Raw genomic sequence first — 24,373 nt, 5'->3', positions numbered from 1 at the left:
GCCGGGTGGCCGGACGCGGAGGCCGGCTTCGCGGGCGCGGGCGGCGGGGGTGACGCCGGCACCGGGGCTGTCGGTGACGCAGGCACCGGGCCGGCGGCGACGCCGAGGTCGTGGCTGTCGGTGACGCCGAGGCCGTGGCCGACATCCGCTTCCGCCGCTGGCGCGACGCCTTCGCCGACCTCGCGCCGGACGCCCTGGACCGCCAGGCGGCCGAGTACGGCGGCACGCCGGAACAGCTCAGGGCGCTGCTCGCCGAACCGGCCGAACGCCTCGCACGGCGGCTGGCCAAGCCCGCCTGGGCCCGGGACGTCGAGCGGATCGCGAGGACGGCGGGGACGGCGGCGACCCGGGACGGCGGTGCGGACGGCCGTACCGCCGTCGCGACGGGTCCGGCGGCGAGTCCGGTGGTGGGCCCGCCCGCGGCGTCGGAGGGCCGGGGCACAGACCAGGGCCGTTCGCGGGAACCGCACGACGGATGGCAGCGCGGCTTCGCCCGCGTCGTCGAACCGTTCGTGCGCGAGGCCCTGCGCCGGTTCGACGCGATCACGGGCGGGACGGACGTGGGGGACGCCGCCGGCAGGATCGGGGCGGACCACGCCGGGGACGGGGACGCCGGGACGATCCGCGCCGCCGGCGAAATCCGCGACGCCGGCGAGATCCGCGCCGCCGCGGACTCCACCACCCCCGACGTCGCGGCGGACGCCCACGACGCAGCCAACCCCCACGACGCCGTGGCCGACGCGGCGGACCCGTACGGCGCCGCCGACCGCGCGCTGGTCAGGAACGCGGTGCGCGCCGAGGCAACCCGGCGGCTGGTGCGCCTCGCCACCCGGGTGCTCGTGCTCGAACTGAACGTTCTGCGCGTCACCGGACGGCTGGAGGGCGACACGCCGGAGGACCGCTTCCGGTGCTTCGTCCGGCACTTCGAGCGCCCCGGGCCGTTCGCCGCGCTGCTCGACGAGTACGCGGTGCTGGCCCGCCTGATGGCGGCGACGGCCGAGCAAGTGGCCATGGTCCACGCGGAGTTCCTGCGGCGGCTGGCCGAGGACCGGCCGGAGCTGGCGGGGCGGCTGTTCGCCGGCGCGGACCCGGGCCCCCTCACCCGCGTCGAACTGGGCAGGGGCGACACCCACGCCGGCGGCCGGTCCGTGGGCGTCGTCGCCTTCGCCTCCGGCGCCCGCGCCGTCTACAAGCCCCGGCCGCTGGGCATGCACCTGCGTTTCAACGACGCCGTCGACTGGTACAACCGGCGGCTGCCCGCCTCCTCGGCCCTGCGGACGCTGACCGTCGTGGACCGCGGGGAGCACGGCTGGGTCGAGTTCGTCGACTCCGCGCCCTGCGCGGACGCCGCCGCGGCGACCCGCTACTTCCGCCGCCAGGGCGCGCTGCTCGCGCTCCTGCACGCCCTCGGCGGCGTCGACTTCCACTTCGAGAACCTGATCGCGGCCGGCGACCAGCCCGTCCCGATCGACCTCGAAACGCTCTTCTGCGCCGACCTGCCGCGCTCCTTCGGCAGCCCGACGCTGGACGGCGACCCGGCCACGACGGCCTACCGCGAGTCGGTGGGCCGGGTCGGGCTGCTGCCCTCCTTTGTCGTCGGCGCCGACGGGCAGGCGTTCGACGCGGGCGGCATGGGGGGCGACAAGGACGCGGCCCTGCCGTACCGCGTCGCGGACTGGACCGCGGCGGGCACCGACACGATGCGCCTGGAACGGGTCCGGCCGGTGCTGCGCGGCTCCGGCAACCGGCCCCGGCTCGACGGCACGGACCTGGACGCGGCGCGGTACGCCGCCCCGCTGCTGGAGGGCTACCGCGAGGGCTACCGCGCGATCCTCGCCGGGCGGCGGGAACTGCTGTCCGCCGACGGGGCGGTGACCCGCTTCGACCGCGACGTCACGCGCGTCATCGCGCGCCCCACCCACGAGTACGCGACGCTGCTCGCCGAGACCACGCACCCGGACCTGCTGCGCGACGCGCTCGACCGGGACCAGGTGTTCGGCGTGCTGTGGGCCAGGACGGCGGACGATCCGGCCCGCGCCCGGCTGGTCCGGCACGAGGTGGCGGACCTGTGGTCGGGCGACGTCCCGCTGTTCACCGCCCGCGTCGGCTCCCGCGACGTGCGCGCGTCCGGCGGGGCGACCGTCCCCGACCTGCTGCCGGAGTCCGGCGCGGCCCGCGTCGCGCACACCCTCGCCGGCATGGGCGAACGCGACCTCGACGACCAGCGGTGGATCGTCTCGGCGCACCTGGCCACGCGCCCGGACGGAGCCGAGCCGGCACCGCCCGACCCGGCCCCCGCGCGTCCGGGAGCGGGCGCACCGGCCGGGCCGGGCGCACCGGACGAGCGGCAGGAGGACCTGGCCCGGCGGGCGTTGGCCGCCGCGCGGGCCGTCGCGGACCGCCTGGAGGCGTCGGCGTACACCGACGGCAAGCGCCTGGGCTGGCTCGGCCTCGATCTGTGGCAGGAATCGCGCTGGTCGGTACGGCCGCTGGGCGTCGACCTGTACAACGGGTACGCGGGCATCGCCCTGTTCCTGGCGCAACTCGCACACGTCACCGGCGAACCGCGCCACGCCGCCCTCGCCCGCAGCGCCCTGGCGCCGGTGGTCGGTCACGCCCGGGAGGCGCTCGGCGGCGGTCGTGGCGGCGAGCCCGGCGCCGAGGCCGCCGCGGGGGCGTTCACCGGACTGAGCGGCGTCGCGTACGCGCTCGCCTGGTGCGCGGCGCTGCTCGACGACGCGCCCGCCGCCGAACTGGTCGGACCGCTGCTGGCACGCGCCGCGGAACGGATCGGGCCGGACACCGCCCACGACGTCATCAGCGGCACCGCCGGCTGCCTCGCGGTCGCCGAGGCCCTGTCGGCCGGCCACGGCCCGCAGGCGCGGCGGCTGGCCGAGCGCAGCGCCGAGGCGCTGGTCGCCGCCGCGGTGCCGGCCGGCGCCGCGCTGGCGTGGCCGGGCGCCGGGCACGTCCCGCTGCTCGGCTTCTCGCACGGCGCGGCCGGTGCGGGCTGGGCGCTGCTGTCGTACGCCGCGAGGACCGGCGACGACGGCGCCAGGGCCGCGGGACTGGGCGCGTTCGCGTACGAGCACGGCGCGTACGACGCCCGGTCGGGCAACTGGCCCGACCACCGCAGGACGCCGCCGGGCAGCCAGCACACCTGGTGCCACGGAGCCCCCGGCGTCGGCCTCGCCCGAGCCGCGGCCCTGCGCGTCCAGGCACGGACGCCAGGGGCCGACGCCCCGCCCGAACACCTCGCGGACCTGCGGCGCGCGCTCGACAGCACCGCGCGCTTCGGCCGGCACCGCGGGCACAGCCTGTGCCACGGCGCGCTGGGGAACCTCGAACTGCCGGCCGCGGCCGCCGACCTCGGCGAGCCGGGGGCCCGCCGCGCCTGGGCCCTGGAGGCGTCCGCCGCGGTGGCGGGGATCGAGCGGGACGGGCCGGTGTGCGGCACCCCGGGCGGTGTGGTCACGCCGGGGCTGATGACCGGTCTGGCCGGGATCGGCCACGGCCTGCTCCGGATCGCCGCTCCCCGGCAGGTGCCGCCGGTCCTCCTGCTGGCACCGCCGCCCCTCGTCTGAGTCCGCGCACAGGGCCCTTCACCGGCTCGCGCGGACCGCCAAGCGCGCACGCGCCGGGGACCCCCGGCGCGGTCGCGGCACCACATCCGACACCGAGACAGAAACGAAAGGAAGGGTCGCCCCATGGACCTGGACAACGGCGTCGTGCACGCGTGGAAGAGCTACGCGCCCCAAGGAGCGTCCGCCCCCAGCCCCGTCAGCTCGTACGACATCGACGACGTCGCGCGGGGCGGGGTGATCGGCGGCAGCTGGCAGTGGTCGTTCAGCTGCTGCGACACCACGCTGTGCTCCGACTGCTCCATCCACTGACCGCCCCGGCCGGCCCGACCCCTGCGCCGGGCCGGCCGGGGCGTACGTCCGAGTGAGTCCGTGTGGGCCGCACCCCTGGGGGTGCGGCCCACACGGCGTTCGCGGACCCCGCGGGGGAGCGCGGGGCGGGCCTAGGGATTCCCCCAATGCTCGGCCCCCGTCGGCCGCGCCAGTGTGGAGCCGTTCGCGGGCCGGGTCTCCGGCTCTGGCAGCCGGACGTGGGGAGTGGGGTCTGTTGCTCACATTTTCTCTCGCAGACGTGGTGCGTTCCGTGCTCACCACGCTGGACGAGCAGGACTGGCAGGTCGAGGAGGACGGCGTCTGGTGCCGGGCGACGCCACCGGAGCACGAGCGCCGCGTCCAGGGGTGGAAGCTGCACGTCTCGGCGACCCGGCTGTCCGCGCCGGAGGTCGTGCACCGCGCGGCGGCGGTGCTGGTCCGGGCCGGCTGCGCCTTCAAGACGGCGCGGGACCTGCAGACCGTCGAGGAGATGACCTCCGGCAACTACGACCGCGCCCAGTGCGGCAAGATCGTCACGGTCTACCCGCGCGACGACGACGAGTTGCGGGAGCTGGCGGCCCGGCTGGACGACGCGACCGCCGGGCTGCCCGGCCCGGCGATCCTGTCCGACCGCCCCTACCGCAAGGGCAGCCTGGTCCACTACCGGTTCGGCGGCTTCAGCGGCGTGCCCGTGCTGACCAACGACGGCTCCTTCGAGGTGCGCCTGCGGGCCCCCGACGGCACGCTGACGGACGATCACCGCAAGGCGTGGTTCAGCCCGCCGCCGTGGGCGCCGCTGCCGTTCCCCGGCGAGCCGGGGCGCCCGGCCACCGTCCAGGGCGCCAAGCCGGTGCTGCTGGCCGGCCGGTTCGTGGTGCGGGAGGCGATCCGGCACTCGGCCCGCGGCGGGGTGTACCGGGCGCTCGACCAGCGCACCGGCGCCGAGGTCATCGTCAAGCAGGCCCGCGCCCACGTGGCGGTGAACGTGACCGGCGAGGACGCGCGGGCCTGCCTGCGGCGGGAAGCCGCCAACCTCACCGCGCTCAGCGGGCTGTGCACGGAGCTGGTCGCCTCCTTCGAGGAGGACGGCCACGCCTTCCTGGTGCAGAGCCTGGTGCCGGGGCAGCCGCTCACCTCCTGGGTCACCGAGCGGCGGGCGGAGCCCGGCTTCGTGCCCGTCCCCCAGGTGCTGGCGCTCGCACGCAAACTCGGCGAGCTCCTCGACGCGGTGCACCGGCGCGGCGTCGTCTACCAGGACTTCACGCCGAACAACATCATGGTCACGCCCGAGGACCGGCTGGTGCTGATCGACGCCGAGTGGGCCACCACCCCCGGCACCCGCATCCTGCGCGCCCACACCCCCGGGTTCGGCGCGCCCGAGCAGACCGCGGAGCCGCGGGTCGGGCCCGCGTACGGGACCGAGGTCGACCGCTACGCCCTCGGCGGAGTGCTGTACTTCCTGGCCACCGGCATCCCGCCGTCCTTCGCCCCGGGCGGTCCGTACGCCCCCGGCTCCGCGCGGCCGGCCCACGGGCCGACGGACCGCACGGCGGGGGAGCGCACGGCGGGGGAGCGCATCGCCCGCGTGCTGTCGCTGGTCGGCGACGAGCGTCCGGCGGCCCGGCTGCTCGCCCCGGCGATCCTCGGCCTGATGGCCGAACGCCCGGAGGACCGCTGGACGTTGGAGCGCCTGGCCGGATTCCTCGCCGACGCGGCGGCGGAGGCGGCAGCGCATGCGGACGCGGAAGCCGCGGCGGAGGCCGAGGCCGGACCCGAGGCCGAGGCCGGACCCGAAGCCGGGGTCGAGGCCGAAGCCGGGGTCGAGGCGGCGGGCACGGCTGCGGCGGACGGCGGACAGGACGCCCGGCCGGGGCCGGCGGCCGTCGCCGAACCCGCCCCCGTCCCCGTCCGGCGCTCCGGCGACCGCCGGGACCGCCCGACCGCCGGGCCCGAACTGCGGGCCGGACTGGTCGACGACGGCTTGGCCCACCTGCTGCGCGACATGGCCGACCCCGAGGGCCCCGCCTCGCGCCTGTGGTCCGGCAGCGCCTTCGGCGACTCCACCGACCCGCTCAACGTCCAGTACGGCGCGGCCGGCGTGCTGGGGCTGCTGGTCCGCGCGGACCGGACGCTGGAACGCCCCGACCTGCGGGACGCCGTACGGCGCGTCGCCTCCTGGATCGACCGGCGCCGCACGCAGGCCCCACAGCTCCTGCCCGGCCTGTACTTCGGCCGCTCCGGCACCGCCTGGGCGCTGTACGACGCCGCCCGGCACCTGGGCGACGACACGCTCGCCGACCACGCCGTGGAGCTGGCGCTCTCGCTCCCGGTGGTGTGGCCCAACCCGGACATCTGCCACGGCGCGGCCGGCTCCGGACTCGCGCAGCTGACGTTCTGGCGGGCGACCGGCCGGCCGAGTTCCTGGAGCGGGTCGCCGAGTGCGCCGACGCGCTCGCCGCCGCGGCCGACCGCACCGCAGACCGGGTGATCTGGCAGATCCCCCCGGACTTCGACTCCAAACTGGCGGGCATCCGGCACCTCGGATTCGCGCACGGTGTCGCCGGCATCGGCGCGTTCCTGCTGGCCGCGGCGGACGCGACCGGACAGCGCTCCGCCCTGGAGCTGGCGGTCACGGCCGGGCAGACCCTGGCGGCGGAGGCCGAGCGCGGACCGGTCGGCGCGCGGTGGCGCTCCGACGTGGACGAGAAGCCCGGCAGCGGGCTGATCTACCACTGGTGCAGCGGCTCCTCCGGCGTCGGCACCTTCCTGCTGCGGCTGTGGCAGGCCACCGGGGACGAACGGCACCTCAGACTCGCGCGGGAGGCAGCCCAGGCCGTCCGCGCGGCGGCCTGGACCTCCCCGACGGCCGTGTGCCACGGCCTCGCCGGGGACGGCGAGTTCCTGCTCGACCTCGCCGCGGCCCAGCCCGACGGCGCTTACCGCGCCTGGGCCGAGGATCTCGCCACCGTGCTCTACTCGCGCCACGCGGTGGTGGGCGGCCTGCGCCTCGTCCCGGACGAGAGCGCCGCCGCCTTCACGGCCGGCTACCAGACCGGAACCGCCGGCGTCATCAGCTTCCTCCTGCGGCTCGACCACGGCGGCCCCCGCCCCTGGATGGCGGACCGCCCCTGACCGCGGAGGGAAACCCGGCCGCGCCCCCGCGCGGCCGCCCACCCGGCACCACACCGAGAGGAGGAACCCGTGGACATCGACCTCGACGCCCTGCAGGCCCTGCCGGCTGAGCAGGAGCCCACGACGCAGTTGGCCTGCACCGTCACCTGCGGCCTCGGCCACACCTGCGGCGGTGAGACCTGCACCTCCACCAACTGACCACACCCGCCCGGACGTTCCGGCGCCGGCCGGAACGCACCGGAAGGCGACACGAGACGACACGAGACGACACGAGAGAGGAGGACGCCGTGAACGCCGACCTCGACGCGCTGGAGCTGCTCCCCGGTGGTGAGGACACCACCGAGATGGAGTGCACCTGGACCTGCAGCACGTACTCCTGCCCCGCCACCTGCACGCTCACCGAATAGCCGGAGGAACCGTGGAACTCGACCTCGACGCGCTCCAGACGCTGCCCGGCGGCCAGGAGACCACCGAGATGCAGATCTGCACCTGGACCTGCTCCAACAAGACGTGCGCGGACACCTGTCTGGTCACCGGCTGACGGCCTCCGGGACCCGCACCACCGTCTGACGACCCCGAACACTTCACGAGACCCCACGAGACCCCACGAGACCCCACGAGAGGAGGAACGCGATGGAACACGACCTGGACGCCCTGCAAGCACTGCCGGCCGACTGGGAGAGCTCGTCGCTGCTGAACACCACGGAAACCTGCGGGGGACCCACCTGCGGCACCGGCAGCACCTGCGGCGGCCCCACCTGCACGGTCTCCAACTAGGCGGCGGGGGAGGGGCGCCGGAACACCGCCGGCGTCCCTCCCCGTCCCCGGGGACGTCCCCGGCGGAGATCCCCGGCGGAGATCCCCGGCGGAGATCCCCGGGGACGTCGCCGGGGGCATCCCCGGGGGCGAGGGAAGGAGGGACGAGAGAGGTGACACGGAACGATCCGGGCGCGGGGAGCGGGGAGCGGCCACCGGGCGCGGGCCGGCTGCTGGCCGGCGCCGTCCGCCACACCGGCGGCCGGCTGTCCCTGCTGGTCGCCCTGATGGTGGTGCGCACCGCCGCCGCGCTGGCCCTGCCGGCCCTGCTGGCCGCCGCGGTGAACGCGGTGCTGCACGGCAGGGACGGCGTTGGCCCCGCGCTGACCTGGGGCGCCACGATGGCCGGCAGCGCGGTCTGCGACGCGGTGATGGCGCCGCTGGGCGTCTCCTGCGCCGCCTACGGGACCCGCTGGCTGCAACTGCGCACCGTGGGCCACCTGCTGGACCAGGGCGGCCGTTCGCCGGTGCCGGCCGGCGAGGCCGTCACGCAGGTCACGCAGGCCACCCAGCAGGCCGGGGCGCTGCCCGTCGCGATAGCGGACTGGGGCGTGACGGTGACCGGTTCGGCCGCGGCGCTGGCCGCCCTGTGGTGGCTGGACTGGCGCTGCGCACTGGCCTTCCTGCTGGTCGTCCCGACGACGGCGCTGACCGCCCGCCGCTTCGTGGGGAACGTGACCGCGGTCCAGGGCGCGTACCTGGCCGCCCAGTCCCAGATCGCCGGCCGGCTGCTCTCCGCGCTCTCCGGCGCGCGGACCATCCGGGCCGCGGGTACCCTGGACCGCGAGGCGGCCCGGGTGCTCGCCCCGCTGCGGGACGTGTCCGCCGCCGGGTACGGGATGTGGCGGCTGCAGAAGGGCACCGTCTGGCAGTTCGGCCTGCTCACCTCGCTGACCGAGGCGCTGGTGCTCGCCCTGGCGGGCCTCGGCGTGGCCGACGGCCGACTCTCGCCGGGAGAACTGGTGGCGGTGGCCGGCTACCTCCAGCTCGCCTTCCCCGCCGTGCAGCAGATCGACGCGTTCTTCATGCTCGCCCAGGCCCGCGCCGCCGCGAGCCGCCTCGCCGGGACGTTCGCGCATCCCGGCGTCGGGTACGGGACCGCGGCCGCCGCTCCCGGCGCGGGAGCGGTGTCCTTCCGGTCCGTCACCGTACGGGCCGCCGGGAGCGGTGCGGCCGGTCCGGCGGCCGGGACGGCGGTGCTCGACCGGATCGACCTGGACATCCCGGCCGGCGCCTGCGTGGCGCTGGTCGGCCGCACCGCCTCGGGCAAGAGCGCGCTGGCCGGACTCCCCGGGCGGCTCACCGACCCCGACGAGGGGGAGGTGCTGCTCGACGGACGGCCCGTCGCGGAGCTGGCCGAGGACCCGCTGCGCGACGCGGTCACCTACGCCTTCGAACGTCCCGTCCTGCTCGGCGGCACCGTCCGCGAGGCCATCGGCTACGGCCGGCCCGCGCTGCCGGCGGCCGCCGTGCACGCCGCGGCGCGCACGGCCGCGGCGGACGGCTTCGTCCGGCGGCTGCCCGACGGCTACGACACGCCGCTGGAGCGGGTGCCGCTCTCGGGCGGCGAACGGCAGCGGCTCGGCCTGGCCCGCACCCTGGCCCGCCCGGCCCGGGTCTACGTGCTGGACGACGCCACCTCGGGGCTGGACACCGTCACCGAGTCCGAGGTCAGCGCGGCGGTCACCGGCGCGCTGGCCGGACGCACCCGGATCGTGGTGGCCCACCGAATGGCCACGGCCGCGCGCTGCGACCAGGTGGTCTGGCTCGAAGCGGGCCGGATCAGGGCCCGCGGGACGCACGCCGAACTGTGGCGCGACCCGGCGTACCGGGCGGTGTTCGCCGCGGACGCGGCGCAGACCGACGCCTGGGACACCGGTGCCCGAGAGACCGGCGGCGACGTGGACGACGAGAGGAGCAGGGGGCGTGATGCGGGACATCGTGGGGCGTGACCCGGGGCTGCGGCTGTTGCGGGAGGCGACGGCCGGCTCCGCCGGTCCGTGCTCCGGGCGCTGGGCTGGTCGGCCGTCCAGGCGGCGCCGGCGCTGGCCTCGGGACGCATGCTGGCCACCGCCCTCGACCGGGGCTTCCTGGCCGGACGCCCGGCCGTCGGCCTCCTCTGGCTGACCGCGATCGCCGCCCTGTACGGCGTCCGCGCCGCCGCCCAGCGCGCGGTGTTCGACCCGCTGTCCGCGATCGTCGAGCCGATGCGCGACGAACTGGTGCGGCGGGTCGTGCGCGGCGCGCTGCGGCGGGCGGTGCACGAGGGCCTGCCGGGAGCGGGCCCGGACGCCGCGGGCGTGAACCGGCTGAGCAGCCAGGTCGACGCGGTGCGCGGCACGCTCGGCGCCCTGCTGCGCACGGCGCTGCCGCTCGGCGTCAACCTCGTGGCCGCGCTGATCGGCCTGGCGTCCCTGGACCCGCGGATGGCGCTCGTGGTGGCGGCGCCGCTGCTGGCGGCCGTGGCGGCGTTCGTCCCCGCGGCACGGGCCCTGGCCCGGCGCAGGGCGGCCTTCCTGCTCGCCGAGGAGCGGGTGGCGGCCGCGACCGGCACGGTGGTCGAGGCGGCGCGCGACGTCGCCGCCCTCGGGGCCCGCCGCGAGGCGCTCGCGGAGGTGGCCCGGGCCGCCGACGCCTCGGTCCGCGCGGCGAACACGGTGGCGTGGACGACCGCGCTCCGCGTCCCGGTGCTGCTGATCGGCGGGCAGCTCCCCGTCCTCGGCCTGCTGCTCGCCGGACCGTCGCTGGTGCGCCGGGGCGCGGTCTCGCCCGGAGACGTGATCGGCGCTATCAGCTACGTCACCGCCTATCTGATCCCGGCCCTCCAGCAGATGACCGGGGTGGCGGCCGGCTACGTCATCCAGCTGCGGGTGCTGGCCGCGCGGCTGGCGGCGACGTCGGCCCCGGCCGGCCCGGCGGACCAGCCGCGTCCGGCCTCCCCGCACCGGCCGGCCGGGGGCGCCGGGAACCCGGCCGGCGCGGAACTCGCCGTGTCCGGGCTCACCTTCGCCCACGGCCCGCACGCCGCTCCCGTCCTGCGCGACGTGTCCTTCACCCTTCCCGAGGGCGGCCATCTGGCCCTGGTCGGACCGAGCGGCGTGGGCAAGTCGACGCTGGCCGGTCTGCTGGCCGGGATCGGACGGCCGGACGCGGGCCGGATCGCCGTCGGCGGACGCGACATCGCCGGACTCACCGACGCCGAACGGGCCGCCACGGTCGCCCTGGTGCCGCAGGAGGCGTACGTCTTCCCCGGCACCCTGCGGGAGAACGTCGCCTACCTGGCGCCGGACGCGGACGACGAGGCGCTGGACCGGGCCGCGGCGGCGGTCGGCCTCGGCCCGCTGGCGGCGCGACTCGGCGGCTACGACGCCGAACTCGTCGACCCGGCAGCGGCGTTGTCCAGCGGGGAGCGTCAACTGATCGCGCTGGCCCGGGTGTACACCTCGGCGGCCTCGCTGGTGATCCTCGACGAGGCGACCTGCCACCTGGACCCCGCCGCCGAGGCGGCGGTGGAGTCCGCGTTCGCCCGCCGTCCCGGCACCCTCGTCGTGATCGCCCACCGGCTGAGCAGCGCCGCCCGCGCCGACCGGGTGCTGATCCTCGACGCGGACGGCCACGCGTTCGGCAGCCACGCCGAACTGCTCGCCGGACATCCGGGGTACGCCGCCCTGGTCGGCCACTGGAACGCCCCTCTCCCCGTCCCGGTCCCCTGAGCACGCCCGGCCGGCCGCCCCGCCCCGCCCCGGCAGCAGGCCGGCCGGACGCCGTCTCACACCCCGACCGTGCGGGCCGCGCCGAAGGCGGCCACCAAGGCGGCCCGCGAACGGGCGCCGGTCTTGCGGAAGATCCTCGTCAGGTGCGCCTCGACCGTCTTCACCGAGACGAACAGCGCGCCCGCCACCTCCCGGTTGGACAACCCCTGGCAGACCATGCCGAGGATCTCCTCCTCCCGCACCGACAGCTCCTGCCCGGCGAAGGCGCCCGCGCCGCGCGGCGCGGACGTCCCGCGCGGCCGGCAGGCCCCGATCCTGCGCTGCGCGTCGACGGCGGCCGTGCGCAGTGCGCGCGCGTCCATCCGGTCGGCCTCTTCCTTCACCCGGCCCGCCTCGGCCGCCGCCTCCTCCAGCCGGCCCGACGCGACCAGCCGCCGGGCCAGTTCCAGGCGCACCCGGCACTCCAGGACCGCCAGACCGGCCGCGGCCGACAGCTCCACCGCGGCGGTCAGCATCGGCAGGGCGGCGCCGTCCGGCGCGAGCCCGGCCCGCGCGCACAGCGCCTCGGCCCGCGCCTCCGCCGTGCCCTCGGCGTCCGCGCGGTCGGCGGCCAGGGCGGCGTACTCGCCGGCGGCCGCGGCGGCGCCCGTCCGGCACGCCGCGTCGGCCGCGGCCGACCACCACAGCGCCCCCGCGCCGCACGGCGCCGCGCGGTCCGCGTCACGGGCGGCGCGCAGAATCAGCTCAAGGGCCTCCTCCGGGCGGCCCTGGGCCAGCCGGGCCAGTCCGAGCACGCCGGCGGCCGTCGCCGCCGGCGCGCCGGGAGCGGGGTGCCGCCGCAGGACCCGCGCGGCGAGGTCGGCCGCCTCGTCCGGCCCGTCGCACCACAAGGCGGCGCGGGCCCGCGACAGTTGGGCCCAGCCGACGCCTTCCGCGTCGCCCAGCAGGGACGCGGTCTCCTCGGCCTCGCGGGCGTCGCGCAGGGCGGCGGACAGGTCGCCGAGCGCGGCGCGGGCGTGGCCGCGGCCGAGCAGCAGCGTCGGCACGGCCGCGACGCGCCCGGTGCGGCGGGCGACGCCCAGCGCACGGGTGAACAGGGGCAGCGCGTCGCCGTACCGCTCCGCGAGGTCGAGGGCGCGGCCGAGGCGGGCGACGGCGTCGAGCCGGTCGGCCCACTCGGCGTCGCCCAGGGCGTCGGCCGTGCGGACCGCCGCTTCCGTCCCGCCGGCGCCGCGCGGAGCGGCCGAGGAGGCGCGGCGGCCGGCGAGGGCGAGCGTGGCCGCGGCGTCCACCTCCAGCATGCCGGGGGCGCCGGCGGCGAGCCGAAGCGCCCGTTCCGCGTCGGCGCACGCCGTCGGCGCGTCCCCCTGGGCCGCGGCCGTCGCGGCCCTGCGCAGGAGTAGCAGGCGTACGCCGCGGGCGGTGGGCCGCGCGGGGGCCGCGAGTTCGGCGTCCACCAGGGCCCGCGCGAAGGAGTGCCGCCCGAGGCCGCATTCCAGCCGGGCGTGCAGGTCCACGAGCACGGCCCGGTCGAGCAGGTCCTCGCGGCCGGCCGCGGACGGCGCCCGGTGCACCGCCCGTTCCAGCAGTCCGGGCAGCAGGCGCCTGCACTCGGCGTGCCGGCCGGTGCGTTCGGCCGCGTGGTAGAGCAGCGCCTCGATGCGGAAGCGCTCGTCGGAGCCGGGGGAGCCGGGGGTGCCATCGGCGACGTCGGCGACGTCGCGGGCGTGGGCGGGGGCGTCGTCGGGGGCGTGGGCGTCGTCGGGCAGGATGTACAGCGCCGCCCGCAACCACGTCGCCGCGGCGGCCGGACGCGTGTCCAGGACGTCCCGCGCCGCGCGGGCCAGCAGCCGGGCCGACCCGCGGTCGCCCGGCGCGGCGGAGCGCGCCAGGTGCGGTGCGCGCTGCGCCGGCGGCGCGCCGACACGCTCCAGCGCCGCCGCGGCCCGCGTGTGCGCGGCGATGCGCCGTCCCGGCGGCGTCCGCGCGTACAGCAGCGTGCGCAGCAGCGGATGGCGGAAGCGGAACAACGGCGTTGCGCCGTCCACCGCGCGGACCAGTCCGCGGGCCACCAGCTCGTCGAGCACCGTCAGGACCGCCGCCGTGCTCCGGTCGGCGACGGCGGCGACCAGCGAGGGGGCGAAGGGATCGCCGAGCACCGCCGCGCAGCGCGCCACCTCGATCCGGTCGGGGGCGAGTCCGGCGAGTTCGCGCAGCGGCGGGCCGTCCGCGGGCAGCGGGAGACCGCCCGGCGCGTGGTCGGTGGTCGCCAGCTCCCGCAACTCGGCGGACGTCAGGGCGGACAACATGTCCAGCCAGCCGGGCATGCCGCAGCTCACCTCGTACAGCAGGGCCTCGCGCACCGGGTCGGTGCCGGGCGGCAGCCGGGCGGCGAACTCCTCGCGGGTCAGCGGCCCGAGCGATATCCGGTTCCGGCGGTAGGCGGCGCCGGCGGCGTCGAGACACCACACCAGGTCCTGGGGCGCCGGGCCCGCGGCCCTCGCGTATGCGACCACGGTCGGCGCCGACGGGGGCCCGGCCAGCAGCCGCCGGAGCGGTCCCGCCGTCTCGGGTCCGGCCCGGTCCAGGTCGTCGAGACATCGCACCACGCCACGGCCTCCGGGCGGCGCCGCCCGCAGGCCGTGGACCACGTGCAGTCCGCCGCGCCGCGCGTCGTCGGCGAGCGCGCCGAGCAGCCGGCTGCGCCCGCTGCCGGGTTCCCCGACGATCTCCACGAGCAGCGACGCGCCGGCGCGGCAGGCGGCGACCAACTCCGCGACGGTGACGGGGGAATGGGGTTCCGTGGGGTACATCGCGGTTGCGGGGTCCTCTCCGTGTGCGGCCTGTTCATCCGGCGCGGGGCCGCGGCCGCGCGAACGGCCCGCGGACGCCGGGGGCGTCGCGGTGCGCCGCCGACGGCTCATCCCTGCGCGCCGGCCGGCTCCTTGCGCTCGGGGACGAGCAGCGCGGCCAGTTCGCGGCGGTTGGAGGCGTGCGTCTTCTCCAGCAGGTTGGCCACGTGCCGCTCGACGGTGCGGTGGGACAGGTGGAGTTCGGCCGCGATCTCGCGGTTGGTGCGGCGGCGGCCGAGCCGGGTGAGCACGTCGAACTCGCGCACGGTCACGCCGAGGGACCACAGGTGTTCCGGCACGTCGCCGCTGCCGGGCCGGCGCTGCCGCGTGCGCGTGCGGTCGTCGAGCGCGCGCAACTGGTCGCGGCAGTGGCGGGCGGCGGGGTGGAGCGCGTGCTCCGAGTAGAAGCGTTCGGCCTCCTGGAGCCAGCGGATCGGCTCGCCCCAGCCGTCGCGCGCGGCGGTGCGGGCGACCAGTCCCAGTCCGAGGTGCCGGACCGGCGGACAGCTCGCGGCGACCGCGACCGCCCGTCGCAGCTCCTCCTCGGCGGCGTCGCAGTCACCCTCACGGCCCGCCAGCACCGCGGCGGCGAGGTGCGCGAAGTGGGCGTTCCACGGCAGCTGGCCCGCCGGGCGCGCGGCGAGCGCCGTGTGCTCCGCCCGGCCTGCCGCCGCGTCCAGGCAGCCGAGCAGCAGGGCCAGACCGTAGGGCACGCTCCACTGGTGCGCGGCGGAGCGCCCGGCGCTCGTGCCGCGGTCGCCGCCGCGGGGCCGCGGCCGGTGCGGGCGTCCGCGCGCCGCGCCGCCCTCGCCGTGCGCCGACGCGCCGACCGCGGGGCCGCCTCCCGCCACGACCGGCACCCCGTCCTCGCGGTCCCCGTACCAGGCGTCGAAGCGCGGTGAGGCGGCGGCCGGCGCGTCCGCCCCGGCGAGACGGCCGAGGAACAAGGCGTCCATCGCCGGCATCAACTGCCCGTGCGGGGCGTCGATCACCGCCGCGAGGGCGTCGGCCTCGGCGACGGCGGCCCCCGGGCGCGCCGCGTCGGACCCGCGTGCCGGCCCGGGGCCGCCGAGCGGCAGCGCCGCCCGCGCCCGTGCCCGGTCCCTCGCCTGCGCGACGGTGGACCGGTGTGCACGGCGGCAGGCCAGCACGGTCCGGTGCCGTCGTCGCCGGGCGAGCCGGCGGCCGGCCGCGCGGGCGGCGGGCGATCTCGCGGCGGACTCTCCTGCGGTGTCGGAGCCCTGCGCCGGCCGCTGCGCGGTCCGGTCGTCGCTCATGGCGTGCCTCCACGGAGTTCGTGTGCTGGGCGGTCGTCCCCGTCCGGCGGTCCTCTTCCGGGCGGTCGTCCCCGTCCGGCGGTCCTCTTCCGGGCGGTCGTCCCGTCCGGCGGTCCTCTTCCGAGCGGTCCCGGGAACCCCCGGGACCGACGCCCCGCCGTGCCGGGGCCGTCGTTCTGCCGACGTTCTGCCGACGTTCTGCCGACGTCCTGCCGAGGGGCGGTCGGCGTGACGGGACCGAGCATCGTCCGCGCCGTGCCGGCTTCCTATGGGGACCGCCCCCCGCATTCGCCGCGCGCGAAGGCCGCGTGCGCGGCGGCGGCCGAAATATGGGGGCCGTCCCCCATAGGGCGTGCGGGCGGGCGATGACATGATCGCGGGCGTGATCGTTCCGCAGACCTGGTGGACCGGCGGCGTGGCTCCGGCCGAACGGCCGGCTCGGCCCCCCGCCCCCGCCGACGCAGCCGGTCCCGCGGCGCAGGCGAGGACCAGGCGCCCCTCGGCGGCGTCGCCGCGGCCGTCTGCCCAGAGCGCGGCGCAAACCGGGGCGTCCACAGCTCTCGCCGACCCGGTCGGCAAGCCCGCCTGGGCCGCCACGGTCGAACAGGCGCTGGCGCGTGCCGAACTCGATCCGCCGCTCCCTGCCGACGGTTCGTGGTCGGCGGGCTTCGCGGCGGTGCTCGCGCCGTTCACCAGGACGGCCGCCGACCGGGTCCCGTGGGCCCGCGCCCCGCGCGGTGCGGCGGGGACGACCGACGCCGAGGGCCTGCGGGAGTGCTTCACCGAGCAGATGAGCCGGTCGCTGGTGCGCCTCGCCCGGCGGACCCTGGTGCTGGAGCTCAACGTGGCCCGCGAGCGCGGGCAGTTGTCGGGAGCCACCCCGCAGGCCCGGTTCCGCGACTTCGTCCGGCAGACCTCGGGACGCCGGGGCCTGTCCGCCCTGGTCACCGAGTACCCGGTGCTGGCACGGCTGTTGGCGCAGGCGTGCGACCAGGCCGTCGCCGCGTGGGCCGAGCTGCTGGAGCGGCTGGCCGAGGACAGGGCCGAACTGGTCGCCGGGATCCTGGGCGGCGTCGACCCCGGCCGGCTGGCGCGGGTGGACACCGGAGCCGGGGACCGTCACAGGGGCGGCCGGGCCGTCGCCGTGCTGACCTTCGAGAGCGGCGCGCGCGTCGTGTACAAGCCCCGGCCGCTGGGCGTGCACCGGCATTTCAACGACGCCGTCTCCTGGTTCGACTCCCGCCTGGGCGGGCTGGGCCTGCGCCGTCTGGCGGTGCTCACCCGGCCGCACCACGGCTGGGTCGAGTACGCGTCGGCCGCGCCGTGCGAGGGCGCCGCCGACGTGGACCGGTTCTACCGGCGGCTCGGCGCCCTGCTGGCGCTGGTGCACGCGCTGGGCGCCACCGATTTGCACTTCGAGAATGTGATCGCCTGCGCGGACCAGCCCGTCCTGGTGGATCTGGAGACGCTCTTCCACCCCGACCTGCGCCGGCCCTCGGGCGGGGACCCGGCACAGGCCGCACTGGCCGCGTCGGTCGCGCGGACCGCGCTGCTGCCGGTCTTCCTGGTCGGCGAGCACGGCGTGCTGGACGTCTCGGGGCTCGGCGGCGACCGCGACAGCCCGCTGCCCGACGAGGTGACCGGCTGGTCGGAGCCCGGGACGGACACGATGCGCCTGGTACGGACCGTGGGGACGTTCCGCGGTGCGGCCAACCGGCCACGGCTGCGGGCCGAGGAGGCCGGCTCCACCGCCGCGACCGGTCGCCCCGCGGCCGGCGGCGCCCCCACCGCGACCGGCCCGGCGGCCCACCGCGCGGCCCACCACGCGGCCGACGCCGCGGCCGACCGCACCGACGCCGTGCTCCACGTCGACGCGCTCGTCGCCGGCTTCCGGGCGGGCTACGACGTGATCGTCCGCCACCGCGGCGAACTCACCGGCCCCGGCGGCCTGCTCGCCCGCTTCGCCGGGGACGCGACGAGGACGGTGCTGCGCCCCACCCGCTGGTACACGACCCTGCTCGACGAGTCCACGCACCCCGACGTGCTCCGCGACGCCCGCGACCGCGACCGCCTCCTCGCCGACATGTGCCGCGACCCGGCGGGCGGCGGCCCGGCCTCCTCCGCCCTGGTCGCCGCCGAACTGGCCGAACTGTGGGCGGGCGACGTCCCGCTGGCCGCCGGCGCCCCCGGGTCGACGGAGCTGGCCATCGGGCCGCTGGCCGACGGCCGCATGGTGACCGACGGCGGGCTGGTCGCCGAGGCAGGGCTGGCCCGCGCCGAGCGCCGCATCGCGGCGATGGGCGACACGGACCGCTTCGACCAGGAGTGGGTCATCCGCGCGACGCTCGCCACCCGGCGCCGCGCCGGGCAAGCGCGCGCACTCCACCCGCCGAGCGGCGGCCCCGCCGCCACGGTGCCGGACGCCGAGCGGCTGCTCGCCGCCGCCTGCGGGATCGCCGACCGCATCCTGGCCCGCGCGCAGGACGACGGACGACGGGTCAACTGGCTGTGCCTGGAACCCCTGGACGACCGGATCCGGACGGACCGGGACAGGACCGACCGGAACGTGACCGACCGGATCTGGACCGACCGGAACGTGACCGACCGGATCTGGAGCGTGCAACCGCAGGGCGCGGGACTGCCCCACGGCTACTGCGGCACCGCGCTCTTCCTGGCGCAGCTCGCCGACCTGACCGGCACCGAGCGGTACGCCGCGGTCGCGCGCCGGGCGCTGGCCCCGCTGCCGGGCCTGCTCGCCGCCCTGGCGGCCCGGCCCGCCGACCTGCCCGACATCGGCGCGGGCTTCGCGGGTCTGGGCGGGATCGCCTACGCGCTCCACCGCCTCGCCCACCTGCTGGACGACTCCGAGGTGACCCGCTGGGCCGACGATGCGGTGGACCTGGCCGCCGCCGCTGCGGGCCCCGATCCGGAGCCCGGAGTCCTGGACGGCGACGCGGGCTGCCTGGCGGCGATGCTCGCCGTGCGGCAGACGACGGGTTCGGCGACGGCCGGCCTCACCGCGCGCGCCTGCGCCGACCGGCTCGCCGCCCGCGCGCCGCGGTCCCTGCCGGCCGGCGGCCTCGGCGCCGGCGCCGCCGGGGTCGGCTGGGCGCTGCTGCGGTTCGCCGCGGCCGGCGGCGGGTCCGGGTACGCCTCGGCCGGTCTGGCGGCGCTGCGCACCGCGGCCGCCCGGTGCGCGGCGGCCCCCGCCGGGACCGGCTGGTGCGACGAGCTGCAGGGCCTCGCACTGGCGACGGCCGACAGCCCGGCGGCGGCCGGCGTGCCCGAGCTGGCCCGGCTGCTGGACCGCGCCGTCGAGCACGCCGTCGAGCACGCCGCCGCGCCGACCGCCGGGAACCACAGCCTGGGCGCCGGAGCCGCGGGAGCCCTCGACCTCCTCCTCGTCGCGACCCGCGCGGGACACGCGGACCCCGGCGTGTCCCACCCGCCCGCGGGCGCGCTGCTGGCCGCGCTGGACCGGTTCGGTCCTCGCTGCGCCACCCCCGACTCGGTCAGCAGTCCGGGGCTGCTGACCGGCCTGGCCGGCATCGGGTACGAGCTGCTGCGGCTCGGCTTCGGTGCGCGCGTACCCTCGGTGCTGCTGTTGCAGTCGCCGGCCTCGCGACCTTCCGCCCCCGGCCCTTCGAAGGAGAGCAACCGATGAGCGACAACGCCCGCGTCGACGCGTGGAAGAATCCGGCCGCCCGCGGCGGAGCGGTATCCGACCACCCGGCAGGCAGTATCCGCCTGGGCGCCGGCGCGATCGTCGGCCGCCGCGCTCGGCTGCTGGCGGGCCTGACCGGCGAGAGCGTCGCCGACGACCTGCCCACCTACTCGTTGACGCTGACGTCCTTGAGCGACACCGGCGGATACTGAGGGCCGCGCTCCCGTCCTGACTCTCGGACCTGGCAGAAGAAGAGATCCGGAGATACCCTCCGTTGGTGCTCATAACCTCGCCGGCGGTGATCGGGCGCCGCGCCGAGCTCGCCGTGCTGGACGCGGGTCTCGACGCGGCCAGTGCGGGCGAAGGCAGGGCGGTGTTCCTGCTCGGCGAGGCCGGGATCGGCAAGTCGCGGCTGGCCGCGGAGTGCGCCTACCGCGCGTTCACCCTCGGTATGGCGGTGCTCCGCGGCAGATCGGGCGCGGGGAGCGGACCGGTGACCCCGTACCGGCCGGTCGCCGAGGCACTGCTGTCCTTCGTGCGGCTCGGCGGGCTCCCCGAGGATCCCGAACTCAGCCCCTACCGCTCGGCCTTGGGCGGGCTGCTGCCGCAATGGCGCACCGCCGACCGCGCCGGCGCGCCGGCCTCCCCGGTGGAGACCGCGGAGGCGATGCTGCGGCTGCTGGTGGCCATCGGCCGCGACCTGACCGAACACGCCCGCCCCGGCTGCCTGTTGGTGCTGGAGGACGTCCACGACGCCGACACCGAGACGCTCGCCCTGGTGGAGTACCTGTGCGACAACATCGGGGGGCAGCCGATCGCGCTGCTGGCGACGCTGCGGCCGGGGCCGGGCCCTGGCGAGGAGGCGGCGCGCCGGCTGGCGCAGCGCCGGTCCGCGGTGCTCAGCGAACTGCGCCCGCTGACCGGCGAGGCGGTGCGGGCGATGGCCGAGGCGGCGCTGGCGGCCACCGGGCCGGCGCCGGACGACGCGGCCCGCAGGCTGCCCCAGGAGGTGACCGACCGGCTCGCCCGCGACGCCGACGGGAACCCGTTCGTCGTCGAGGAGCTGCTGAGCGGCATGGTCGGCGCCGACGTGCTGCGCCGCGGGCCGGACGGGAGCTGGGACGTCTGCGGCGATCTGGACATCGACGTGCCCCGAACGGTCGTGCACAGCGTCGCGCAGCGCTGCGCCCGGCTCGGCCCGGACACGCGGTCGGTGCTCAACAGCGCGGCCGTGCTGGGGCGGAGGTTCTCGCTCGCCGTGCTCCAGGCGGTCAGCGGGCTGCCGGACCGCGATCTGCTGGTCCATCTGCGGGCGTGCATGGACGCTCATCTGGTCGTACCAGGGCGTCCGGTGGGCGACTGGTACGAGTTCCGGCACACACTCACCGCGGAGGCGCTGGTCGCCGGGCTCGTACCGGCCGAACGCGCCGCCATCGCGGCCCGGGGGGCCGACGCGATCGAACGCGCGCACCCGGGACTGCCCGGGGACTGGTGCGTCCTGGTCGCGGGTCTGCGGCAGACCGCGGGCGACGCCCACGCCGCCGCGCTGCGCTTCGCCGAGGCGGGCAGGTCCGCGCGGAAGAGCGGCGCCGTCGACTCCGCCGTGTCCCTGCTCGAACGGGCCGTGAACCTGCTGCCCGGCGCGGAGCACGCCGCCCAGCGGGCGCCGCTGGTAGAGCAGTTGGTGGACACACTCGCGGAGAACGGCCAGCTGGACCGGGCGTGCGCGCTCGCCGACGAACTGCCCGAGGCCGGTCCCGGCGCGCTCGACGCGGTCCGGGCGGCGCGTCTGCAGGCGCGCCTGGCCTGGGTCGCGGTGACGGCCGCGCGGTTCGAGGACGCCGCACGGCGGGTGCGGCAGGTCCGCCAACTGCTGCGGCTGGTCCCCGACAGCGACGGTCCGTCCGCCGCGGCCGCGCTGGGACCGGCCGTCGACATGGTCGAGGCCCATCTGATCCTGGCCGGCGTGCGGGAGAGCGCCGGCGACCGCACCCGGGAGGCGGAGCGGCTCGCCGGGCAGGCGGCGGACGGCGCCGAACGCGAGGGGCTTCCCGAGATCGCCTGCCAGGCATGGCAGTTGTTCGCCGTGCTGGCCCGCCGGCACGGCTTCGAGCAGTCGGACGCGTACCTGGAGAAGTGCCTCGTGCTCGCCAACGAGCACCGGCTGACCGCGTGGCAGCTCGACACCCTGATGTGGCTGGGCGTCAACGACTTCATGTGCACCGGCTCCTCCGCACGGCTGGAACGCGCCCACCGTGCCGCGCTCGGCCACGGCGCCCTGGCCCTGATGTACCGGGCCGAGGCCGCGATGGCCATGCAGCAGGTGCTGCGCGGTGACTACGCCGCGGCCAGGGAACTGGCCGACCGCTGCGCCGAGGGCACCGCCCGGCTGCGGGACGCGGACAACCACCAGTTCGTCCTGCTCACCCGTGTGGCGCTGGCCGCGCACCAGGGACAGCGCCGGCAGATGGAGCAGGAGCTCGCGGAGTTCCGGCGCTGGGGCGGCGAGGAGTCCCTGCAGTCGCCGCAGGCGTTCGGCAGCCGCGCGATCTGCGCGCTGCTGGAGGAGGACCACGAGCGGGCGCTGCGCGAGCTGGACGAGGCCTTCGCCTGGGAGCAGGGGAACCCCTCCGTGCACTACCTCAACGGCCGCTACGGTCTGCGCCCGCTGCTGCGGGCGCTGACCGGGCAGGCCGACGCGCGGGAGCACGCGGCGGTCACGGCCGACCCCTCGGCGGCCCTGCCGTGGAACCGGCAGTTCGAACGCCTCGCCTTCGCGGTGCACGAGGGGCGGGCCGGGCGGGGCGCGCAGGCCGAGGCCGCGGTGGCGCAGGCGCAGGAGGCGGGCGAACCGTTCCTGATGGCCCGCCGCCTCGGCCAGCGGCTGGTGGCGCCGGCGGCGCTGGCCGGCGGCTGGGGCGACCCGGTGGGGTGGCTGCGCGAGGCGGAGGAGTACTTCCACGGCGCGGGCGTCCCGGCGGTGGCCAACAGCTGCCGCGACCTGCTGCGCCGGGCGGGCGCGACGGTCCGCCAGCGGCGCCGGGGTACGCCGGCCGTCCCCGCCCCGCTGCTGCGCCAGGGGCTGACCGCGCGCGAGTACGAGGTGTTCCTGCTGCTGGCGCCGCGCCTGGGCAACCAGGAGATCGCCGAACGGCTCTACATCTCCCCGCGGACGGTGGAGAAGCACGTGGCGCGGCTGCTGGAGAAGACCGGCCTGCCGCACCGGTCGGCGCTGTGCGACTACGCGGCCGATCAGATCGCCCGGAGCGGTCCGGCCGAACCGCCGGCGTGAACCCCGAACCGCCCGCTTGCGTCAGCGGGCGAGGAACGGCCGCAGGGCGGCGAGGAGTTCGGCCGGTGCGTCGAGGGCGACGAGGTGGGCGGAGGCGGGGAACCCGACCAGGGTGGCGCCGGGGATCGCGGCGGCGTAGCGGCGCGCGATGTCCTGGAAGTCGGGGACGTCGAGGGCCCCGACGCCGACCAGCACCGGCACGCAGAGGGCGCCGAGGTCGCCGCTCGCCGGGCCCTGGGAGTGCTCCGCCAGGACGGCCTGATGGGCCAGCGAGGTGCGCAGGGGGCCGCGGAGCCGGTCGGCGAGGCCGTCCGGCACCTCGTCCCAGCTCCGGGCCGGCCCGCGCAGCCACATGTCCAGGTTGACGCGGACCGCGGCGTCCAGGTCGCCGGCTTCCAGGGCGGCGGTCTCGGCCTCGTCGTAGGCGATCATCGGTCCGGACCAGGGGTAGCGCGGCCAGGGCGCGGAGATGATCGCCAGGGAGCGCACCCGGTCGGGGTGGGTGAGGGTGAAGTCCACGGCCACCCGGCCGCCCCAGGACGCGCCGACCAGCCGGACGCGGTCGTGGCCGAGGTGGTCCAGCAGGGAGCGCAGGTCGTCGGTCTCGCGGAAGGGGCCGGTCGGCGGCGGGGACGCGCCGAAGCCGCGCAGGTCGTAGCGGATCACGGCGTACCGCCGCGCGAGGGCGGGCACGACCGCGTCCCACATGCGGTGGTCGGCCACCCCGGCGTGCACGAGCACGACGGGCGGCCCGTCGCCGGCCACGTCGTAGCAAAGGTGCCCGAGGGCGTCGCTGAGCCGGTGCATGCCCGCCATGCTCCCAGGGCCCCTGGCGGGCACCAACCGGTTATGCCGCGCGCCCGCTCCACCTGCCGGGCCGGCCAGGGAGGCGCCGTGAGCCGGCGGGGAGAGGAGCCGCCGGTGGCGTTCGATTTCCGCAACCAGGACGCGCGTTGCCCGAGAGGGGCTACCTTGATCCGAGGCAGGCACCGACCCGGCCGCCATGGGCGGCGGTCAGCGACGGAGGCGTGACGTGGCGAGAAGCACCAAGGCGGCGCCGAGCGGCCGGAAGCAGGCCCGAAAGCCCGTGTCGCTCGCGAAGTCCCGCAAGCCCGCGACAGCCGCACCGCGGCGCAAAGGAGGTGCGGGCCGGCCACCGAGCCTGCGCCGTCTGCTGGGCAGCGCCGCGCTGACGGTCGTCTTCGTGCTGCTGGGCCTGGGGCTGATCGGTCTGGGCGCGTGGAAGCTGGCCTACGCGGCGGGCTGGGCCGGAACGCCGGGAACCATCCATGTCACCTCGTGCCACGACGAGGGCGGCTCCGACCCGTCGTGGGCGTGCTCCGGCGTCTACCACTCCGGCGACCAGCGCACCGTCGACCCGCACGCCCGGGTCAAACCCTCAAGCAACGTGCAGGGCCGCACCATCGACGTCCGGCACGTGTCCGGCCACGACTACTCCGCCACGGACGGCGCCACGATCGCGACGCCGATCGCCCTGATCTTCTTCGGCGCCCTCCCCCTGGTGGCCGTCCTGTGGGGCGGTCGTGCCGCGCTGGGGCGGTGGGTGCGGGACGTACGCGCGGCGCGCGCTCGCCGCCGTGTCCCGCCCCCGGCCGGTCGAGCGCCCTCGCGCGCCCGCCCGCGCGGGTAGGCCCCGAGCGCGGCAGGGTTCGGCGAGCGCAACGCTCGCGCGCCCGCCCGCGCGGGTAGGCCGACGCGAAACGGCGGCCGGCC

General features: G+C 77.6%; 17 protein-coding genes. 14 read left to right on the top strand and 3 right to left on the bottom strand.

From position 1 onward, the window contains the following. Positions 1–110: 110 nt before the first annotated feature. The 10 genes from VSR01_RS03800 (at position 111) to VSR01_RS03755 (ending at position 11,554) form a co-directional block, all read left to right on the top strand. Positions 111–3,584 (top strand): type 2 lanthipeptide synthetase LanM family protein, encoded by a 3,474-nt coding sequence (locus tag VSR01_RS03800; RefSeq protein WP_326447869.1) that lies wholly within the window; start codon positions 111–113, stop codon positions 3,582–3,584. Positions 3,585–3,707: 123 nt separating this feature from the next. After that, positions 3,708–3,893 carry a hypothetical protein gene (locus VSR01_RS03795; protein WP_326447868.1) on the top strand — a complete coding sequence of 62 codons (186 nt, stop codon included), beginning with the start codon at positions 3,708–3,710 and terminating at the stop codon, positions 3,891–3,893. 259 nt (positions 3,894–4,152) lie between these two features. Then, positions 4,153–6,381: a class IV lanthionine synthetase LanL gene (gene lanL, locus VSR01_RS03790; protein ID WP_326447867.1), complete on the top strand. Its 2,229-nt coding sequence runs from the start codon at positions 4,153–4,155 to the stop codon at positions 6,379–6,381. After that, on the top strand, positions 6,288–7,025 hold the full coding sequence (locus VSR01_RS03785) for a lanthionine synthetase LanC family protein (RefSeq protein WP_326453482.1): 738 nt from the start codon (positions 6,288–6,290) through the stop codon (positions 7,023–7,025). Before lanL ends, VSR01_RS03785 begins: the two co-directional genes overlap by 94 nt. Positions 7,026–7,094: 69 nt before the next feature. Beyond that, positions 7,095–7,223 (top strand): ALQxL family class IV lanthipeptide, encoded by a 129-nt coding sequence (locus tag VSR01_RS03780; protein ID WP_326447866.1) that lies wholly within the window; start codon positions 7,095–7,097, stop codon positions 7,221–7,223. Positions 7,224–7,312: 89 nt separating this feature from the next. Continuing rightward, positions 7,313–7,432, top strand: coding sequence for an ALQxL family class IV lanthipeptide (locus VSR01_RS03775; protein WP_326447865.1), 120 nt, complete (start codon positions 7,313–7,315; stop codon positions 7,430–7,432). Between the two features lie 11 nt (positions 7,433–7,443). After that, a complete protein-coding gene (locus VSR01_RS03770; protein WP_326447864.1) occupies positions 7,444–7,566 on the top strand; it encodes an ALQxL family class IV lanthipeptide in 123 nt (40 codons plus the stop codon). Between the two features lie 92 nt (positions 7,567–7,658). Continuing rightward, positions 7,659–7,802: an ALQxL family class IV lanthipeptide gene (locus tag VSR01_RS03765; RefSeq protein ID WP_326447863.1), complete on the top strand. Its 144-nt coding sequence runs from the start codon at positions 7,659–7,661 to the stop codon at positions 7,800–7,802. Positions 7,803–7,954: 152 nt separating this feature from the next. Then, positions 7,955–9,793, top strand: coding sequence for an ABC transporter ATP-binding protein (locus tag VSR01_RS03760; protein ID WP_326447862.1), 1,839 nt, complete (start codon positions 7,955–7,957; stop codon positions 9,791–9,793). A gap of 48 nt (positions 9,794–9,841) precedes the next feature. After that, complete coding sequence (locus tag VSR01_RS03755) at positions 9,842–11,554, top strand: ABC transporter ATP-binding protein (protein ID WP_326447861.1); 1,713 nt, start codon at positions 9,842–9,844, stop codon at positions 11,552–11,554. Between the two features lie 56 nt (positions 11,555–11,610). Here VSR01_RS03755 and VSR01_RS03750 read toward each other — a convergent pair whose 3' ends face one another. Both VSR01_RS03750 and VSR01_RS03745 read right to left on the bottom strand, forming a co-directional pair. After that, on the bottom strand, positions 11,611–14,367 hold the full coding sequence (locus VSR01_RS03750; RefSeq protein WP_326447860.1) for a helix-turn-helix transcriptional regulator: 2,757 nt from the start codon (positions 14,365–14,367) through the stop codon (positions 11,611–11,613). Positions 14,368–14,474: 107 nt separating this feature from the next. Then, complete coding sequence (locus VSR01_RS03745; RefSeq protein WP_326447859.1) at positions 14,475–15,683, bottom strand: helix-turn-helix transcriptional regulator; 1,209 nt, start codon at positions 15,681–15,683, stop codon at positions 14,475–14,477. Positions 15,684–16,065: 382 nt separating this feature from the next. Between VSR01_RS03745 and VSR01_RS03740 the strand changes: the two genes are divergently transcribed. The 3 genes from VSR01_RS03740 (at position 16,066) to VSR01_RS03730 (ending at position 22,639) form a co-directional block, all read left to right on the top strand. Continuing rightward, positions 16,066–19,347 carry a type 2 lanthipeptide synthetase LanM family protein gene (locus VSR01_RS03740; RefSeq protein ID WP_326447858.1) on the top strand — a complete coding sequence of 1,094 codons (3,282 nt, stop codon included), beginning with the start codon at positions 16,066–16,068 and terminating at the stop codon, positions 19,345–19,347. After that, positions 19,344–19,559, top strand: coding sequence for a hypothetical protein (locus VSR01_RS03735; RefSeq protein ID WP_326447857.1), 216 nt, complete (start codon positions 19,344–19,346; stop codon positions 19,557–19,559). The genes VSR01_RS03740 and VSR01_RS03735 overlap by 4 nt, the downstream gene beginning before the upstream one ends. Positions 19,560–19,624: 65 nt before the next feature. Continuing rightward, positions 19,625–22,639 (top strand): helix-turn-helix transcriptional regulator, encoded by a 3,015-nt coding sequence (locus VSR01_RS03730; RefSeq protein ID WP_326447856.1) that lies wholly within the window; start codon positions 19,625–19,627, stop codon positions 22,637–22,639. A 21-nt stretch (positions 22,640–22,660) separates the two neighbouring features. On the opposite strand, the gene VSR01_RS03725 is transcribed toward VSR01_RS03730, so the two are convergent. Further along, the gene (locus VSR01_RS03725) at positions 22,661–23,455 is read right to left on the bottom strand and encodes an alpha/beta fold hydrolase (protein ID WP_326447855.1); all 795 of its coding nucleotides are present in this window, start codon (positions 23,453–23,455) and stop codon (positions 22,661–22,663) included. 217 nt (positions 23,456–23,672) lie between these two features. On the opposite strand from VSR01_RS03725, the gene VSR01_RS03720 reads away from it, so the two are divergent. Beyond that, positions 23,673–24,290, top strand: a complete 618-nt coding sequence (locus tag VSR01_RS03720) for a hypothetical protein (RefSeq protein WP_326447854.1) — start codon at positions 23,673–23,675, stop codon at positions 24,288–24,290. Positions 24,291–24,373: the final 83 nt, after the last annotated feature.

Source organism: Actinacidiphila sp. DG2A-62, from assembly GCF_035825295.1.
Classification (GTDB): Bacteria; Actinomycetota; Actinomycetes; order Streptomycetales; family Streptomycetaceae; genus Actinacidiphila.
The sequence above is the reverse complement of the archived record's forward strand: the minus strand, read 5'-3'. Positions and strand labels throughout refer to the sequence as shown.